Raw genomic sequence first — 15,754 nt, 5'->3', positions numbered from 1 at the left:
CGCTGCACGACGCCTCGACCATCGCCGCGGTGATCGTCGAGCCGGTGGCCGGCTCGACCGGCGTGCTGGTGCCGCCCAAGGGCTATCTGAAGCGGCTGCGCGAGATCACTGCGAAGCACGGCATCCTGCTGATCTTCGACGAGGTGATCACCGGCTTCGGACGGATCGGCGCGGGTTTCGCCGCCGACAAGTACGAGATCCTGCCGGACATGATCACCTGCGCCAAGGGGCTGACCAACGGCGTCATCCCGATGGGCGGCGTATTGACCGCGGGCGCGATCCACGACGCCTTCATGACCGGACCCGAGCATCTGATCGAGCTCTTCCACGGCTATACCTATTCAGGCAATCCGATCGCCGCCGCCGCCGGGCTGGCGACCCTCGAGACCTATCGCGAGGAAGGCCTGTTCGAGCGCGCGGCGGAACTCGCCCCCTACTGGCAGGAGGCGCTGCATTCGTTGCGCGACTGTCGCCATGTGATCGACATCCGGAACGAGGGCCTGATCGGCGCGGTCGAACTGGAACCGATCCCCGGTCAGCCGACGGCGCGGGCCTTCAAGGCTTTCCTCGACGCCTACGAGGCCGGGATCCTGATCCGCACCACCGGCGACATCATCGCCATGTCGCCGCCGCTGATCATCAGCGAGGAACAGATCGACGAGCTGATCGGCAAGCTGCGGAGCGTGCTGACCAAGCTTGCCTAGTCCATTCCGTCCCAACCTTCTGGAAGCAACATGAGCGTACCCGGCGAGAACCTCAGGATTGACGGCGCGAGACTCTGGGACTCGCTGATGGCGATGGCGGAGATCGGGCCCGGCGTGGCGGGAGGCAACAACCGCCAGACGCTGACCGACGCCGATGCCGAGGGGCGGGCTTTGTTCCAAGGCTGGTGCGAGGCGGCCGGCATGACAATGGGCGTCGACCAGATCGGCACCATGTTCGCGACGCGGGCGGGGGAAGACCCGGACGCGGCGCCGGTCTATATGGGCAGCCATCTCGACACCCAGCCGACGGGGGGAAGGTACGACGGGGTGCTCGGCGTGCTCGGCGCGCTGGAGGCCGTGCGGTCGATGAACGACCTCGGGATCCGCACCCGGCATCCGATCGTCGTCACCAACTGGACCAACGAGGAGGGCGCGCGGTTCGCGCCGGCGATGCTGGCGAGCGGAGTGTTCGCCGGGGTGCATACGCTCGACTATGCGTTTGCGCGGACCGATCTCGACGGCATGCGCTTCGGCGACGAGCTGGAGCGGATCGGCTGGAAGGGCGACGAGCCGGTTGGCGCGCGCAAGATGCACGCCTATTTCGAGCTGCATATCGAACAGGGACCGATCCTCGAGGCCGAGGGTCGCGAGATCGGCGTCGTCACCCATTGTCAGGGCCTGTGGTGGCTGGAATTCACCCTGACCGGCAAGGAGGCGCATACCGGCTCGACGCCGATGGAGATGCGGGTGAACGCGGGTCTCGCCATGGCGCGGATCTTCGAGATGGTCCAGGCGGTGGCGATGGGCGAACAGCCGGGGGCCGTGGGCGGCGTCGGCCAGGTGAAATTCGCGCCCAACTCGCGCAACGTGCTGCCGGGGACGGTGGTCTTCACCGTGGATATCCGCTCGCCCGAGCTTGCGAAACTCGACCGGATGCGGGCGAGGATCGAGGCCGAGGCGGCGGCGATCTGCGCGGGTCTCGGCGTCGGCTGCGCGGTGGAGGCGGTGGGGCATTTCGATCCCGTCACCTTCGCGCCGGAGCTGGTGGCCCGCGTGCGCGGCGCGGCGGAGCGGCTCGGCTATTCGCACCGCGATCTGATCTCGGGCGCCGGGCATGACGCCTGCTGGGCCGCCAGGGTGGCGCCGGCGACGATGGTCATGTGTCCCTGCGTGGATGGCCTCAGCCACAACGAGGCCGAGGAGATCACACCCGACTGGGCGGAGAAGGCGGCCAACGTGCTGTTTCACGCTGTGCTGGAGACGGCGGGGGTGGTGGAGTGAGGTCCGCCTCCGCCCGGGGTTCGGGGCGATGACCGACTTCGGGCGTCTGGAGATCTCGGTGGGCGCCGCGACGCAGCGGCTCTTCGGCTTCGCGGCCGATTTCGGCGCGCCGGCGGGCGCCGAGGTTCTGGTGTTCTATGACGCGCCCGCCACGGCGCATCTGCATGTCTATGGACGCGAGATCGCGGACGGGGCGCTGAGCTGTTCGCTCGGGGCGCGGCAGGCGGCGGTCACGATGGACCTCGGCCTCGCGATGCGTATCGTGACGGAGGGCCTGCGCGCCGGGCTTTCGGCGCCGCGCGCGGAAATCGACGCGCTGCGGGCGGGGCTGGCGGCGGCGGAGTAGGAGAGGGCAATGAGCATCATCATCAAGGGCGGCACCATCGTCACCGCGGATCTGACCTATGAGGCCGACGTCGAGATCGAGGGTGGCCGGATCACCGCGATCGGTCCCGGGCTCACCGGCGACACGGTGCTCGACGCCACTGGCGCCTATGTGATGCCGGGGGGGATCGACCCGCATACCCACCTGGAAATGCCGTTCATGGGCACCTATTCGGCGGACGATTTCGACAGCGGCACGCGGGCGGCGCTGGCGGGGGGGACGACGATGGTGGTGGATTTCGCGCTGCCCTCGCCCGGCCAGTCGCTGCTCGACGCGCTGAAGATGTGGGACAACAAGACCGCCCGGGCGCATTGCGACTATTCGTTCCACATGGCGGTGACCTGGTGGAGCGAGCAGGTGTTCGACGAGATGAAGCTGGTGGCCGAGCGGGGCATCAACACCTTCAAGCATTTCATGGCCTACAAGGGCGCGCTGATGGTGAATGACGACGAGATGTTCGCGTCGTTCCGGCGCTGCGCGGAGCTTGGGGCCATTCCGCTGGTCCATGCCGAGAACGGCGACGTGGTGGCGGAGTTGCAGGCGCGACTGATGGCCGAGGGCAATACCGGGCCGGAGGCGCATGCCTACAGCCGCCCGCCGCAGGTGGAGGGCGAGGCGACCAACCGGGCGATCATGATCGCGGATATGGCCGGGGTGCCGCTCTATGTCGTGCATGTCTCCTGCGAGGATGCGCACGAGGCGATCCGGCGGGCGAAGATGCTGGGCAAGCGGGTCTGGGGCGAGCCGCTGATCCAGCACCTGACGCTGGACGAGAGCGAATATGCCAACCCGGACTGGGACCACGCGGCGCGGCGCGTGATGTCGCCGCCGTTCCGGGACAAGCGGCATCAGGACGGCCTCTGGGCCGGGTTGGCGAGCGGGACGCTGTCCTGCGTGGCGACGGACCATTGCGCCTTCACCACGGCGCAGAAGCGGTTCGGAGTGGGAGATTTCACCAGGATCCCGAACGGGACCGGCGGGCTGGAGGACCGGCTGCCGATGCTCTGGACCTACGGCGTCGAGACCGGGCGGATCACGCCGAACGAGTTCGTGGCGGTGACCTCCACCAATATCGCGAAGATCCTGAACTGCTATCCGAAGAAGGGCGCGGTGCTGGTCGGGGCGGACGCCGATCTGGTGGTGCTGGATCCGAGGAAGGAGAAGGTGATCTCGGCCGCGACGCAGCAATCGGCGATTGACTACAATGTCTTCGAAGGCAAGACCGTGCGCGGCCTGCCGCGCTTTGTGCTGAGCCGGGGCCGGGTGATGCTGGGCGACGGGGCGCTGAAGCCGGCCGAGGGGCATGGCGAGTTCGTCGCGCGGCCGCCGGCCACGCCGGTGGCGAAGGCGCTCTCCACCTGGAAGGCGCTGACGGCGCCGCGCCCCGTGACGCGGACGGGGATCCCGGCGAGCGGGGTCTGAACGTGGCCGGTCGAGGCCTCGGCGACTTTCTGTTGTCCGAACTGCGCGGGTTGCTGCCGCCGACGCTGTTCTTTCTCGTCGCCTTCAACCTGCTGGCGCTGACGGCCTGGCTTTCGGGTTCGGGGGCGAGCTTCGGCTTTGCCAGCGCGAGCCTTTCGGCGCTGGTCTGCGGCAAGGCGGTGCTGGTGGCGGATAATCGCGGCTTCTTCAACCGCTACCCCGCGCGGCCGCTGATGTGGAACGTGCTGACCAAGACGCTGCTCTATTCCGCGCTCTCGACGGTGATCCGCCTGCTGGAGCATGGGGTGCACGGCTGGCTGGCGAACCGGCGGCTGGGGTCGGGCGTGGAGTTCGTGCTGGCCGACTTCAGCTGGGCGCATTTCGCGATGATCCAGCTTTGGCTCGCCGCCTTGTTTCTGGTCTACACCGCCTTCGGCGAGTTGATCGGCGTCATCGGGCGCGAACGGATGGCGCAACTGTTCTTCGGGCCGGTCGGGGCGTCCGTTGCCTGAGGCGCCGGTGATCGAGGCGAAGGGGCTCGGGCTGACCTTCCAGACCGCCGACGGGCCGGTGCATGCGCTGAAGGGCGTGGATCTCGCGATCGGGCGCGGGGATTTCGTCAGCTTCATCGGGCCGTCGGGCTGCGGCAAGACGACGTTCCTGCGGATCGCCGCCGATCTCGAATCGCCGACCGAGGGGGTGATGACCGTCAATGGCATGAGCCCGGCGGCGGCGCGGCGGGCGCGGGCCTATGGCTATGTCTTTCAGGCGGCGGGGCTGTTTCCGTGGCGGACCATCGGGCACAACGTCACGCTGCCGCTGGAGATCATGGGCTTTCCGAAGGCTGAGCGCGAAGCGCGGTGCCGGCGGGTTCTCGAACTGGTGGAACTGGTCGGGTTCGAGAAGAAATACCCCTGGCAGCTGTCGGGCGGCATGCAGCAACGGGCGAGCATCGCGCGGGCGCTGGCCTTCGACGCCGACATCCTGCTGATGGACGAACCCTTCGGCGCGCTGGACGAGATCGTGCGCGACCGGCTGAACGAGGAACTGCTGGCGCTCTGGGCGCGGACCGGCAAGACCATCGCCTTCGTTACCCATTCGATCCCGGAGGCGGTCTATCTCTCGACGCGGATCGTGGTGATGAGCCCGCGGCCGGGGCGGGTGACCGATGTGATCGAAAGCCCGCTGCCGCGCGAGCGGCCGCTGCATATCCGCGAGAGCGCGGCGTTTCTGGAGATCGCCGCGCGGGTGCGGGACGGCCTGCGGGCCGGGATCGGCGAGGATGTCTAGCGTGGCGCCGGCCCGGACGGGGTCGGGGGCCACCCTGCCGGTTCTGGTGGTGGTCTGTGCGATCGTCGCGCTGTGGTACGGGTTGGCGGTGGTGCTCAACGCACCTTGGGCAAGGGATCAGGCGGCGCGGGACGGGGTGGCGCTCGGACCCGCGGCGCTGGTCGCGGCGACCCTGACGCAGGAGCGGCCGCGGCTGCCGGCGCCGGATCAGGTGGTGGCGGAACTCTGGAAAAGCACGATCGAGGTGGCGCCGACCTCCAAGCGCAGCCTGATCTATCACGCCTGGATCACGCTGTCGGCGACGCTGCTCGGCTTCGGCCTCGGCGCGGCGCTCGGGATCCTGCTGGCCGTCGGGATCGTGCATGACCGCACGATGGATGCGAGCGTCATGCCCTGGGTGATCGCCAGCCAGACCATCCCGATTCTCGCCATCGCGCCGATGATCATCGTGGTGCTGAATTCGGTCGGGGTCTCCGGCCTGCTGCCGAAGGCGCTGATCTCGATGTATCTGTCGTTCTTTCCGGTGGCGGTGGGCATGGTGAAGGGCTTCCGCTGTCCCGACCGGGTGCTGCTCGACCAGATGAGCACCTGGAATGCCAGCCGGGCGCAGCTGTTCTGGCGGCTGCGCTGGCCGGCGGCGGTGCCCTATCTCTTCGCGTCGCTCAAGGTGGCGGTGGCGGCGGCCTTGGTGGGGGCGATCATCGGCGAGATGCCGACCGGCGCGGTGGCGGGCCTCGGCGCGCGGATGCTGTCGGGCAGCTACTACGGCCAGACGGTGCAGATCTGGTCGGCGCTCCTGATGGCGGCGCTTCTCGCGGCGGGGCTCGTCGCCGTGATCGACCTCGCCGAGCGGATCACCGCGCGGGCGATGGGCGCGCGGCCATGAACGGGTCAGGCGGGGGCGGGTCAGGCGCCGAACTGGAAGGCCTCGAACCGGCCGAGCGCCTCCTCGATCCGCGCCTTGTCGCCATCGGCCGGACCGTCGAGCCAGGTCCATTGCTGGATGAGGAGCGCGCGGGCGGCGCGGTCGGCCTTGACGTCGATCGCGGCGGCGACGCGGTCACCGACGAGCACGGGCAGGGCGAAATAGCCGAGCACACGCTTTTCCTTCGGCACATAGGCCTCGAACCGGTGGTCATGGCCGAAGACGAGGTGGAACCGCTTGCGCTGGATCACCAGCGGATCGAAGGGCGAGAGAAGATGCACGATCTCCGTCGGCTCCGGCGCCGCGACCGCGGCTTCCGGTGTCGTCCAGTGCGCGGGCTTTGCCAGGCCTTCGATCTCGACCGGCACCAGACGCCGGCGCCGCAGACGCGCCTCGACCAGCGCCGCCATCGCCTTCTTGCGCGGCGCGGCCATGTAGCAGATCGAATCGAGGCTGACGAAACCCTGGGCGCGCAGGGACCGGTCGAGAAGATGGTCGAGTGTCCGCGCCTCGCCCGGCGGGCGGGGCCGAGGCGGCCAGCCGAAATGCCGGTCCATGAGCTCGTAGGTCTTCACCATGCCCGCGCGTGCGCTGACCGTGAGCAGGCCGGCGTAGAAGGCGCTCTCGAGGGCGCGTTTGGAGGGCTTGCGGCTGGCCCAGGGGTGGTCCTTGTCGACCAGAACGTCGTCGTCGATGTCCCGGATCGAGAGCGCGCCCTCGCGCCGGACGCGGGCGATCAGGCGGCGGAGATCGGTGGGCGAGACGGCGCCGAACCAGGGGTTTGGATGCTCGCGATGCCGCTTCATGTCGGCGAGGTAGAAGCGGAGGTCGCGCGTCGGGATATAGGCGAGCGCGTGCGCCCAGTATTCGAAGACCGACTTGTCGGTGCCGAGCGCCTGGGCGAGGTCGGCGCGGGAATAGTCCGGGATCCGGCTCCAGAGGATATGGTGGTGCGAGCGCTCGATGACGTTGATCGTGTCGATCTGCACATAGCCGAGATGTTCGACCGCCGCGCGCGTCGCCGCCGCGCCTGCGCCGAACGGCGCCGCGGTGTCGAGGCGCTGGGCGCGCAGCCAGTGGCGGCGCGCCTCGGCGAGCGTCAGCCTCAGGGTCGGAACGGCGCGGGGCATGGGGACGATCCTCGGTTCATGCCTGGGTCCATGGCCCGCCTTCATAGCATCGCCGGGGCGGTGGTCCGCAACCTCGCCGGGGTTTTGCGACGCGGGGGCGGGCGATGAACGTGGCCGTCGCCGGCGCGATCGCCGTCTGGCTGGGCGGTTGGTGGCTGAATACGCGGCTGGCGCGCGGAAACCGGCGCGGCGCCGCGCGATTGTTGCCGCCGCTGGTCTTCGGCGTGACGCTGCTCGTCTTCTGGGAACTGATCGTGCGCGGCCTGAACGTCAGCCCGGTGCTGCTTCCCGCGCCCTCGGGAATCGCGGCGCGGATCGCGACCAGCGGCTCGGTCCTGCGCGAGGACGTGGTCCAGACCTTCTTCAAGGGCGCGCTCAGCGGCTATGTCATCGGCTGCGGCGCGGCCTTCCTGACCGGCGTGCTTGTCGACCGCGTGCCGTTCCTGCGCCGGGGACTGCTGCCGGTGGGCAACTTCGTCGCGGCCCTGCCGATCGTCGGCATGGCGCCGATCATGGTGATGTGGTTCGGCTTCGACTGGCAGTCCAAGGCGGCGGTCGTGGTGCTGATGGTGTTCTTCCCGATGCTGGTCAATACCGTGCTCGGACTCGCCGCCGCCGATCCGATGCAGCGCGACCTGATGCGCACCTACGCAGCGAGCGAATGGCAAGTGCTGTTCAACCTGAGATTGCCATCCGCTGCGCCGTTTCTCTTTAATGGCTTGAAAATCTGCACGACATTGGCTTTGATCGGCGCCATCGTGGCGGAGTTCTTCGGCTCGCCAACGCGTGGCATGGGCTTTCGCATTTCGACGGAGGTCGGGCGGCTGGCGCTCGACATGGTCTGGGCGGAGATCGCCGTCGCCGCCGCCGTGGGCTCGGCCTTCTACGGGGTCGTGGCATTGATCGAGCGGTCGGCGACGTTCTGGCACCCAACCCAGCGGGCTTGAGGCAAGGTTCAACAAGGAGTGGAACGAATGCGCAATTGGTTCACGGCTGTCTCGGCGGCGGCGATGCTTCTCGGTGGAGCGGCGCGCGCCGAGGACGTGACGCTGCAGCTGAAATGGGTCACCCAGTCCCAGTTCGCCGGCTATTACGTGGCGAAGGACAAGGGCTTCTACGAGGAAGAGGGCCTGAATGTGACGATCAAGCCGGGCGGCCCCGATATCGCCCCGCCGCAGGTGGTCGCGGGTGGTGGCGCCGACGTGATCGTGGAATGGATGCCCGCCGCGCTCGCCGCGCGCGAGGCCGGGCTGCCGCTCGTCAATATCGCGCAACCGTTCAAGTCGTCGGGCATGGAACTCACCTGCCGGAACGATTCGGGCGTGACCAAGACCGCGGACTTCCCCGGCCATACGCTCGGCGTCTGGTTCTTCGGCAACGAATATCCGTTCCTGAGCTGGATGTCGAAGCTCGGGATCCCGACGACCGGCGGCGCCGACGGGGTGACGGTGCTGAAGCAGGGGTTCAACGTCGATCCGCTGTTGCAGAAACAGGCGGCCTGCATCTCGACAATGACCTACAATGAATATTGGCAGGTGATCGACGCCGGGCTGAAGCCTGAGGATCTCACCGTCTTCAAGTATCAGGACGAAGGCGTCGCGACGCTGGAGGACGGGCTTTATGTGCTCGAGGACAAGCTGAAGGATCCGGCCTTCGTCGAGACCATGGCGAAATTTGTCAGGGCCAGCATGAAGGGCTGGAAATGGGCCGAGCAAAACCCGGCGGACGCCGCGGCGATCGTGCTGGAGAATGACGAAACCGGCGCCCAGACCGAAACGCATCAGGTGCGGATGATGGGCGAGGTGGCGAAGCTGACCGCCGGCTCGGACGGCGCGCTCGATCCCGCCGACTATGATCGCACGGTCGCGACGCTGCTGTCCGCGGGCTCCGATCCTGTGATCACCAAGCAGCCGGAGGGCGCCTGGACCCATGCCGTTTCGGACGCTGCCTTGAAATAAGGCGCGCGGCGGTCCCGGCGCCCGCGCCGGGACCATGATCGAGGGGGAGAGGCGCATGACCTGGACCGAGGAAGAACACGCGCGGATCGTGGCGAAATACGGCGGCGAGACGGGCGGCGAGATGCATGACCCGCGCTATCGCCGCGTCGCCGAGCGCATCTTCAGCCGGGGATCGCGGCCAGCGCCCTATGTCGGTGTGCCGACCTTTCTCAGCGCGCCCTACCGGCCAATGGCGGCAGGGGCGCCGGATTTCTCCGACCTCGACGTGGCGATCACCGGCATCCCGTTCGACCTCGGGGTGACCAACCGCTCCGGAACGCGGTTCGGGCCGCGCGCCTTGCGCTCGATCGAGCGGATCGGGCCCTACAACCACGTACTCGACTGCGCGCCGATCCATGATCTGCGGGTGGCCGACGTGGGCGACGTGCCCTTCTCCAGCCGCTACATGCTGGAGCAGGGGCACCGCGAGATCGAGGGCTGGATCGCGGCTATGGTCGCGGCGGGCGTGACACCGCTCTCGGTTGGCGGCGATCATTCGATCACCCATCCGATCCTGCGGGCGGTGGGCCGGAGCCGGCCGGTCGGCCTCGTGCATATCGACGCGCATTCCGACACCGGCGGTCCGTTCGACGGCACGCGCTTTCACCACGGCGCGCCGTTCCGCAACGCGGTGCTGGACGGCGTGCTCGATCCGACGCGGACGATCCAGATCGGCCTGCGCGGCTCGTCCGAATATCTCTACGAATTCGCCACCGACAGCGGCATGACGGCGATCCACGCCGAGGACATCGACCGCCTTGGTCTGCCGGCGGTGATCGCGCGGGCTCGTGAGGTGGTGGGCGACGGGCCGGTTTATGTATCCTTCGATATCGACAGCCTCGATCCCGCCTTCGCGCCGGGGACCGGCACGCCCGAGATCGGCGGGCTGACCACGCGCGAGGCGCAGGCGATCCTGCGCGGGTTGAACGGGCTCGATATCGTCGGCGGCGATCTGGTCGAGGTGGCGCCGCAGTATGATGCGACGGCGAATACCGCGCATGCCGGCGCGCAGATGCTGTTCGAGATCCTGAGTCTGATGGTGGCGGCGCGGGGGGCGAGATGAACGCGAGCCTGTTCGCACGGCTGGTCTCGGGCTTTCCCGCCGACCGGGCCAAGGTGTTTCTCGAAACCGAGGACGGGACGGAGGTGAGCTTCGCGACGATGCTCGCCGCCGCCGGGCGGATCGCGACGCTGCTGCGCGGGGCGGGGGTGGAGCCGGGGGACCGGGTGGCCGTCCAGGTCGAGAAATCGGCCGAGGCGGTCTATCTCTATCTCGCCTGCCTGCAGGTCGGCGCGGTCTACCTCCCGCTCAACACCGCCTGCACGGCGACCGAGCTCGACTATTTCCTGACCGATTCCGAGCCGAAGGCGCTGATCTGCGATCCCGCGGCGGCCGAGGCGGCGGCGCCGCTCGCCGCCGTCGTGGGCGCGCGTCTGCTGACGCTCGGGGCCGATGGGGCGGGCAGTCTGATCGCCGAGAGCGCGGGTCTCGTGTCCGACCGGCAGGTGACGGAGCGGGCGGGCGGCGACGTGGTGGCGATCCTCTATACCTCCGGCACCACCGGGCGCTCCAAGGGGGCGATGCTGACCCATGACAATCTCTGGGCCAATGTCGCGACCCTGCACTGGCTCTGGGGTTTCCGGCCGGGCGATGTGCTGGTGCATGCGCTGCCGCTCTATCACACGCATGGGCTGTTCGTGGCGCTGAACCTCATGCTGATGAACGGCGGCAAGCTGATCCTGCTGCCGCGGTTCGAGGCGGAGGCGGTGATCGACCGGCTGGCGCGGGCGACGGTGCTGATGGGGGTGCCGACCTTCTATACCCGGCTGCTGGCGAGCCCGCGGCTGACCAAGGAGGCGGTCTCCGGCACACGGCTGTTCATTTCGGGCTCGGCGCCGCTGCTGACGCAGACCCACGCGGAGTTCGAGGCGCGAACCGGCCAGCGGATTCTCGAACGCTACGGCATGACCGAGACCGGGATGAGCGCCTCGAACCCGCTGGTCGGCGAACGGCGGGCCGGCACCGTCGGCATGGCGCTGCCCGGAGTCGAGCTTCGGGTCTGCGACGCCGGCGGCGCCCCTGCTCCGGCGGGTGAGGTCGGCGTGCTGGAGGTACGCGGTCCGAACGTGTTCAAGGGCTATTGGCGGATGCCGGAGAAGTCGGCGGCCGAGACGCGGGCGGACGGCTTCTTCGTGACTGGCGATCTCGCGACCATCGGCGCCGACGGCTATGTGACGATCGTCGGGCGAGCCAAGGACCTCGTGATTTCGGGCGGGCTCAATATCTATCCCAAGGAGGTGGAGGAGGCGCTCGACGCGCTGCCCGGCGTGATCGAGAGCGCGGTTGTCGGCGCCCCGCATCCCGACCTCGGCGAGGCGGTGGTGGCGGTGCTGACGGTCTCGGCCGATCCTGGCGACGTGCCGGCGGCGCTGCGCGCGCGGCTCTCCGGCTTCAAGCTGCCGCGCCATGTGGCGGTGGTCGAGACGCTCCCGCGCAACAGCATGGGCAAGGTCCAGAAGAATTTGCTGCGGGAGCGGTTCCGGGACGTCTTCCAGGCCGGCTGACGTTCCGCTTTCGTCCGCGGATTATCAAGTTCGCAACACACTGCGCTCCATAGTGCCGGCCGAAACCATTGGGACCCCGGGCGAGCGGGGACGAAGGAGTGTCGGCATGGATCAGATCCAGATGATCAAGGAGCTTCTCCGTGCCATTCGCCGGCACACCGTGGTCATCCTCGCCGTCGTTGGTCTCGGGATTGTCGCGTCAATCTACTACGCGCTCGGCCGGCAGTCGCTCTACGAGACATCGGCCAAGGTGTTGATCGAGAGCCAGCAGATTCCGGACAATCTTGCCCGCTCGACGGTGAACCTGACCACGGCCGAGCGGCTTCAGCTCATCGAGCAGAAGCTGATGGCGCGGGACAATCTGGTGGAGATGATCGACAAGCTCGGCCTGTTCGCCGACGCGCCGGCGATGCCGATGACGAACAAGGTCGACGCCTTGCGCCTCGCGACGCATTTCAACAGCATCTCGGCGCCCCAGAGCTTCGGCAATGCCTCGAACGTCTTCGCCTTCACCGTCACGGTGCAACTCGGCGATCGGGAGCAGGCGGCGGCGGTGGCGAACGAGTTCATCGACAGCGCGATCGCGCAGAACCTGAGTGTGCGATCCGAGCGGGTGAAGGAAACGCTCGCCTATTTCGAGCAGGAGGACAAACGGGTGGGCGGCGCCATCTCCGAACTCGAGGTGCGGATCGCCAGTTTCAAGCGCGACAATCCCGAGGCCCTGCCCGAGAGCCTCGAATTCCGCCGCGAGGAACTGCGCCGGTCGCAGGAGCGCGATCTCGAGATCGACGCCAGCCTGCTGCAGCTCGAGGAGAACCGCGCCGCGCTCAATCTCACTCTGATCGGCGACGCGCCCGTGGGCATGAACTTCGCGGTGGCGACGCCGGCCGAGACCGAGCTTGGTCGGCTGGAGGTCGAGCTCGCGCAGAAACGCAAGGTGCTGGCACCGAACCATCCCGACATCCGGCGCCTGACCAGTCAACTCGCCGCGGTAGCCGCCCTCGTCGAGCAGGCGCCGGCCGAGAAGAAGGAGCCGGACGCGGCGGTCACGCCGCCGAAGAGCGCGCTGAGCCAGGCCCAGCAGACGGCGGTGCGACGTCAGCTCTCGCAGATCGACGCGCAGATCCAGCTGCTGAAGGATCAGAAGGCCTCGCTGGCGGAGCGGCGCCTCGAGCTCGGCAACTCGATCCGCGACACGCCCCAGGCCGAGATCACCCTCAACGCGCTGACCCGCCAACTGGCGGAGCTGCAGGAACAATATGCGATCATCGTTCAGCGGCGCGCCGAGGCGAGCACCGGCCAGCAGCTCGAGGCGAGCGAGCAGTCGGAGCGGTTCCATATTCTGGAGCGCGCCCTCGTTCCCGACTATCCCTATGCTCCGAACCGCAAGAAACTGGTGGTCATGGGCAGCGGGGCGAGCGTCGGCCTCGCGGTGGGCATCGTCTTCCTGCTGGAGCTCCTGCATCCGGTGCTGCGCACCAGCGCGCAGATGGAGCGGCAGCTGAACCTGCGGCCGGTGGTCACCATCCCCTTCGTACCGACGCCCGGCGACCGGCGACGCCGGCGGTTGGTCCAGATCGCGCTTCTGTCGGTCATCATCGCCGCCGTGATCGCGGGAAGCGTCGCCATCGACCAGAGGCGCCACTCGCCGGAACCCTTCGGCATCCGGGACCTCTTCGCGAGTATCGGCCTCGCTTCCAAGGATTAGGTTGATATCCAACCAGACGGAATCGTCTGGTGTTCAGGATGTTGTGCCAAATCAAGACACTGGAATGGACGTGCCGGCTCTGTCGGATCGGCGCCGGCTCCGGAGGCTCGGCCGCGGGCGCGGGGCTTCCCGCCGGTCGCGCCGGGATCTCCCGAAGCCACGGCCCGCGATCGCTTCGCCGGTGGTCGAAGCCATGGCAAAGACCGGCCGCCGTCCGACTCGCGGTTTCCGAAAAAAATGAGGCCGTGTCCGCCGGGAGCGGACGCGGCCTTTTCGTCGTTGAAGTCGTAAGACAGTGAAATCGGTGAGCGGTGTGGTGCGCGGGCCGGCCGGCCCTGGAGTCGGACCGGCCGGCTGGTGCGCTTCGTCAGCCGCCCGGCAGCGTCTCGGCAGCGAGGGCGCCCTGGACGCTCGGCGACTCGGCGCCGGCGCGGCGGAGCGCGGAGAAAGCGAGGCGCGGCATCGCCACGGCGCAGAGCGCGTAGCGGCCGGCGAGGCGGCGCGGGTTCGAGCCGATGCGCCACAGCCATTCGAGCGCCAGCTTGCGCATCCAGCTCGGCGCGCGGCGTTGGCTCTGGGCGAGGAAGTCGAGGCCGGCGCCGACCGAGGCGAAGCCCATGTCCGGCAGGATCTCGCGGCAGCGCGCGGCGAACATTTCCTGCTTCGGCGCGCCGAGGGCGAGGAAGGTCAGCCGTGCGCCGGAGTTGCGCAGCGCCTCGATCAAGCGATCGGCCTCCGTCCCGTTCGGGTCGAAGCCGAAGGCCGGCGCGAGGCATGCGACGACCCGCAGATCGGGATTGCGTTCGACAAGCGCCTCGCGCGCGCGGGCGAGGGTCTCGTCGGTCGCACCGAGCAGTGCCACCGGCGCGCCTTCCTGCGCGGCGAGCGCGGCCAGCGGTTCGACGAGGTCCGAGCCGGTGACGAGCGATACCGGCTTGCCCGCGAGGCGCGACAGCCAGACCACCGGATGGCCGTCGGCCACCACCAGATCCTGCCGCTGGTACGCCTCGCGGAACGCCGCGACCCGGCGGATCTTGACCAGATGATCGAGGTTCAGCGTCGCGATCGCGAAGCCGACCCCGTCTCGGAGCCGCTGACGAACATCAACGAGAAGCGCCGGTCTATCGGATTTGTTGACAGAAATAACAGCGCCCCCCACGCGGAGCGCGAACGCGTTAACCATAATAACACCCCTCAAGGATACAGGCGATCCAGGCGAACTAATGTTCGCATAGGTCGCATGTTTCCACCCAAGCGGGAGTTATACTATGGAGGAGATGGCGTTCATACGGCTATCATGGTTAACGTTAACCATTTTAAATATTACCTGCAGTTGATATTAACTTTCATTTAAGCATAGTGCGACTAAATCGAGTTTGGCGGCTCGGGTTTGATGGATCCGGGTCGTGCCCGGCGGCCGGCCGTGCGGGAAGTGGAGCAACTTGGCGGGAATACCGGTATGGTCAGCGTGAACACGCGCTTCGAGGCGGTCGGCGCGATAGGTCGGGACGAGGAGTTCGACTTCGCACGACGTGATTCGTCTGCGACGGGACCGGACGAGGACTGGGAGGCGTTGTCGCGCTTCGCGCTCGACCCGCGGCATCTGGCGCGCAACCGTGTGATCAGCGCGGGGCGGACCGATCCGGCGCATGTCGCCTTCAACGTGCTGCGCACCCGGATCCTGCGGGCGCTGAAGGCGCGGGGCTGGTCGCGGATCGGCATCACCTCGCCGAGCCAGGGTTGTGGCAAGACCTTCGTCGCCAGCAACCTCGCCCTCAGCCTCTCGCGGCAGGCGAGTTGCCGAACCGTGCTTGTCGACATGGATTTGCGGATCCCCGCGCTCGCCCGCGTGCTCGGCGTTCCGAACCCGGGGCGGATTCAGGAATTCCTGACCGGAGAGACGCCGTTCGCGGCGCATTTCCTGCGGGTGACGCCCAACCTCGCGGTCGGTCTCAACAGCGAGATGGTGCCCGACTCGGCCGAGTTGATGCAGGAGCCGGCGACGGCGACGGCGCTCGATGCGATGCGCGCCGCTTTCCGGCCGGACGTGGTGCTCTATGACCTGCCGCCGGCCCTCGTCTGCGACGACGTGTTCGCCTTCCTGCCGCAGCTCGACTGCGTGCTCGTGGTGGCCGGCGGCGGCACCTCCAAGGCCGAGGACGTGCGCAAATGCGAGCGGCTCTTCGCCGACCAGATCCCGATCCTCGGCGTCATCCTGAACCGCTCGGAGGATCCGGCGATCGAGCCCTACGGCTCCTACGGCGTCTGACGCGCGGCCCGTCGCCGCGCGACCCCCAAGATTTCGTTGACACGTATAGAACGTTCCAATATACGATTGATCAAAATT

15 protein-coding genes are annotated in these 15,754 nt (G+C 68.0%); 13 read left to right on the top strand and 2 right to left on the bottom strand.

The features are described 5' to 3' along the window. The 7 genes from Q0480_RS08055 to Q0480_RS08025 form a co-directional block, all read left to right on the top strand. Positions 1 to 704: aminotransferase class III-fold pyridoxal phosphate-dependent enzyme (locus Q0480_RS08055; RefSeq protein WP_299131910.1), on the top strand; the 704-nt coding region annotated here is incomplete at its 5' end. Between the two features lie 30 nt (positions 705 to 734). Next, positions 735 to 1,985 (top strand): Zn-dependent hydrolase, encoded by a 1,251-nt coding sequence (locus Q0480_RS08050; RefSeq protein WP_299131909.1) that lies wholly within the window; start codon positions 735 to 737, stop codon positions 1,983 to 1,985. A gap of 28 nt (positions 1,986 to 2,013) precedes the next feature. Next, entirely contained in the window at positions 2,014 to 2,331 is a 318-nt protein-coding gene (locus Q0480_RS08045; protein WP_299131908.1) for a hypothetical protein, read from the top strand. A gap of 9 nt (positions 2,332 to 2,340) precedes the next feature. Next, positions 2,341 to 3,792, top strand: a complete 1,452-nt coding sequence (hydA, locus tag Q0480_RS08040) for a dihydropyrimidinase (RefSeq protein ID WP_299131907.1) — start codon at positions 2,341 to 2,343, stop codon at positions 3,790 to 3,792. 2 nt (positions 3,793 to 3,794) lie between these two features. Further along, entirely contained in the window at positions 3,795 to 4,304 is a 510-nt protein-coding gene (locus Q0480_RS08035) for a hypothetical protein (protein WP_299131906.1), read from the top strand. Beyond that, positions 4,297 to 5,082, top strand: coding sequence for an ABC transporter ATP-binding protein (locus Q0480_RS08030; RefSeq protein ID WP_299131905.1), 786 nt, complete (start codon positions 4,297 to 4,299; stop codon positions 5,080 to 5,082). Before Q0480_RS08035 ends, Q0480_RS08030 begins: the two co-directional genes overlap by 8 nt. A 1-nt stretch (position 5,083) precedes the next feature. Beyond that, positions 5,084 to 5,968: an ABC transporter permease gene (locus Q0480_RS08025; protein ID WP_299131904.1), complete on the top strand. Its 885-nt coding sequence runs from the start codon at positions 5,084 to 5,086 to the stop codon at positions 5,966 to 5,968. Positions 5,969 to 5,988: 20 nt separating this feature from the next. On the opposite strand, the gene Q0480_RS08020 is transcribed toward Q0480_RS08025, so the two are convergent. Then, entirely contained in the window at positions 5,989 to 7,137 is a 1,149-nt protein-coding gene (locus Q0480_RS08020) for a crosslink repair DNA glycosylase YcaQ family protein (RefSeq protein WP_299131903.1), read from the bottom strand. A gap of 104 nt (positions 7,138 to 7,241) precedes the next feature. Here Q0480_RS08020 and Q0480_RS08015 point away from each other — a divergent pair, with 104 nt between their 5' ends. The 5 genes from Q0480_RS08015 (at position 7,242) to Q0480_RS07995 (ending at position 13,407) form a co-directional block, all read left to right on the top strand. Beyond that, positions 7,242 to 8,084 (top strand): ABC transporter permease, encoded by an 843-nt coding sequence (locus Q0480_RS08015; RefSeq protein ID WP_299131902.1) that lies wholly within the window; start codon positions 7,242 to 7,244, stop codon positions 8,082 to 8,084. Between the two features lie 27 nt (positions 8,085 to 8,111). Further along, a complete protein-coding gene (locus tag Q0480_RS08010) occupies positions 8,112 to 9,095 on the top strand; it encodes an ABC transporter substrate-binding protein (RefSeq protein WP_299131901.1) in 984 nt (327 codons plus the stop codon). A gap of 55 nt (positions 9,096 to 9,150) precedes the next feature. Beyond that, positions 9,151 to 10,197 carry an agmatinase gene (gene speB / locus Q0480_RS08005; protein ID WP_299131900.1) on the top strand — a complete coding sequence of 349 codons (1,047 nt, stop codon included), beginning with the start codon at positions 9,151 to 9,153 and terminating at the stop codon, positions 10,195 to 10,197. Then, on the top strand, positions 10,194 to 11,699 hold the full coding sequence (locus Q0480_RS08000; protein ID WP_299131899.1) for an AMP-binding protein: 1,506 nt from the start codon (positions 10,194 to 10,196) through the stop codon (positions 11,697 to 11,699). Before speB ends, Q0480_RS08000 begins: the two co-directional genes overlap by 4 nt. 106 nt (positions 11,700 to 11,805) lie before the next feature. Then, a complete protein-coding gene (locus Q0480_RS07995; RefSeq protein ID WP_299131898.1) occupies positions 11,806 to 13,407 on the top strand; it encodes a hypothetical protein in 1,602 nt (533 codons plus the stop codon). A gap of 367 nt (positions 13,408 to 13,774) precedes the next feature. On the opposite strand, the gene Q0480_RS07990 is transcribed toward Q0480_RS07995, so the two are convergent. Further along, positions 13,775 to 14,590, bottom strand: a complete 816-nt coding sequence (locus Q0480_RS07990) for a WecB/TagA/CpsF family glycosyltransferase (RefSeq protein WP_299131897.1) — start codon at positions 14,588 to 14,590, stop codon at positions 13,775 to 13,777. A 276-nt stretch (positions 14,591 to 14,866) separates the two neighbouring features. Here Q0480_RS07990 and Q0480_RS07985 point away from each other — a divergent pair, with 276 nt between their 5' ends. Further along, positions 14,867 to 15,676, top strand: coding sequence for a CpsD/CapB family tyrosine-protein kinase (locus Q0480_RS07985; RefSeq protein ID WP_299131896.1), 810 nt, complete (start codon positions 14,867 to 14,869; stop codon positions 15,674 to 15,676). Positions 15,677 to 15,754: the final 78 nt, after the last annotated feature.

It is taken from the genome of uncultured Amaricoccus sp., assembly GCF_937891315.1.
Classification (GTDB): Bacteria; Pseudomonadota; Alphaproteobacteria; order Rhodobacterales; family Rhodobacteraceae; genus Amaricoccus.
This window is presented reverse-complemented; position numbering and strand designations above follow the sequence as displayed.

Excerpts from the sequence above, each read along its gene's own strand:
- Q0480_RS08050 (WP_299131909.1), top strand. The coding sequence starts at position 735 with ATGAGCGTACCCGGCGAGAACCTCAGGATTGACGGCGCGAGACTCTGG.
- Q0480_RS08045 (WP_299131908.1), top strand. The coding sequence starts at position 2,014 with ATGACCGACTTCGGGCGTCTGGAGATCTCGGTGGGCGCCGCGACGCAG.
- hydA (WP_299131907.1), top strand. The coding sequence starts at position 2,341 with ATGAGCATCATCATCAAGGGCGGCACCATCGTCACCGCGGATCTGACC.
- Q0480_RS08020 (WP_299131903.1), bottom strand. The coding sequence starts at position 7,137 with ATGCCCCGCGCCGTTCCGACCCTGAGGCTGACGCTCGCCGAGGCGCGC.
- Q0480_RS08015 (WP_299131902.1), top strand. The coding sequence starts at position 7,242 with ATGAACGTGGCCGTCGCCGGCGCGATCGCCGTCTGGCTGGGCGGTTGG.
- Q0480_RS08010 (WP_299131901.1), top strand. The coding sequence starts at position 8,112 with ATGCGCAATTGGTTCACGGCTGTCTCGGCGGCGGCGATGCTTCTCGGT.
- speB (WP_299131900.1), top strand. The coding sequence starts at position 9,151 with ATGACCTGGACCGAGGAAGAACACGCGCGGATCGTGGCGAAATACGGC.
- Q0480_RS08000 (WP_299131899.1), top strand. The coding sequence starts at position 10,194 with ATGAACGCGAGCCTGTTCGCACGGCTGGTCTCGGGCTTTCCCGCCGAC.
- Q0480_RS07995 (WP_299131898.1), top strand. The coding sequence starts at position 11,806 with ATGGATCAGATCCAGATGATCAAGGAGCTTCTCCGTGCCATTCGCCGG.
- Q0480_RS07990 (WP_299131897.1), bottom strand. The coding sequence starts at position 14,590 with ATGGTTAACGCGTTCGCGCTCCGCGTGGGGGGCGCTGTTATTTCTGTC.
- Q0480_RS07985 (WP_299131896.1), top strand. The coding sequence starts at position 14,867 with ATGGTCAGCGTGAACACGCGCTTCGAGGCGGTCGGCGCGATAGGTCGG.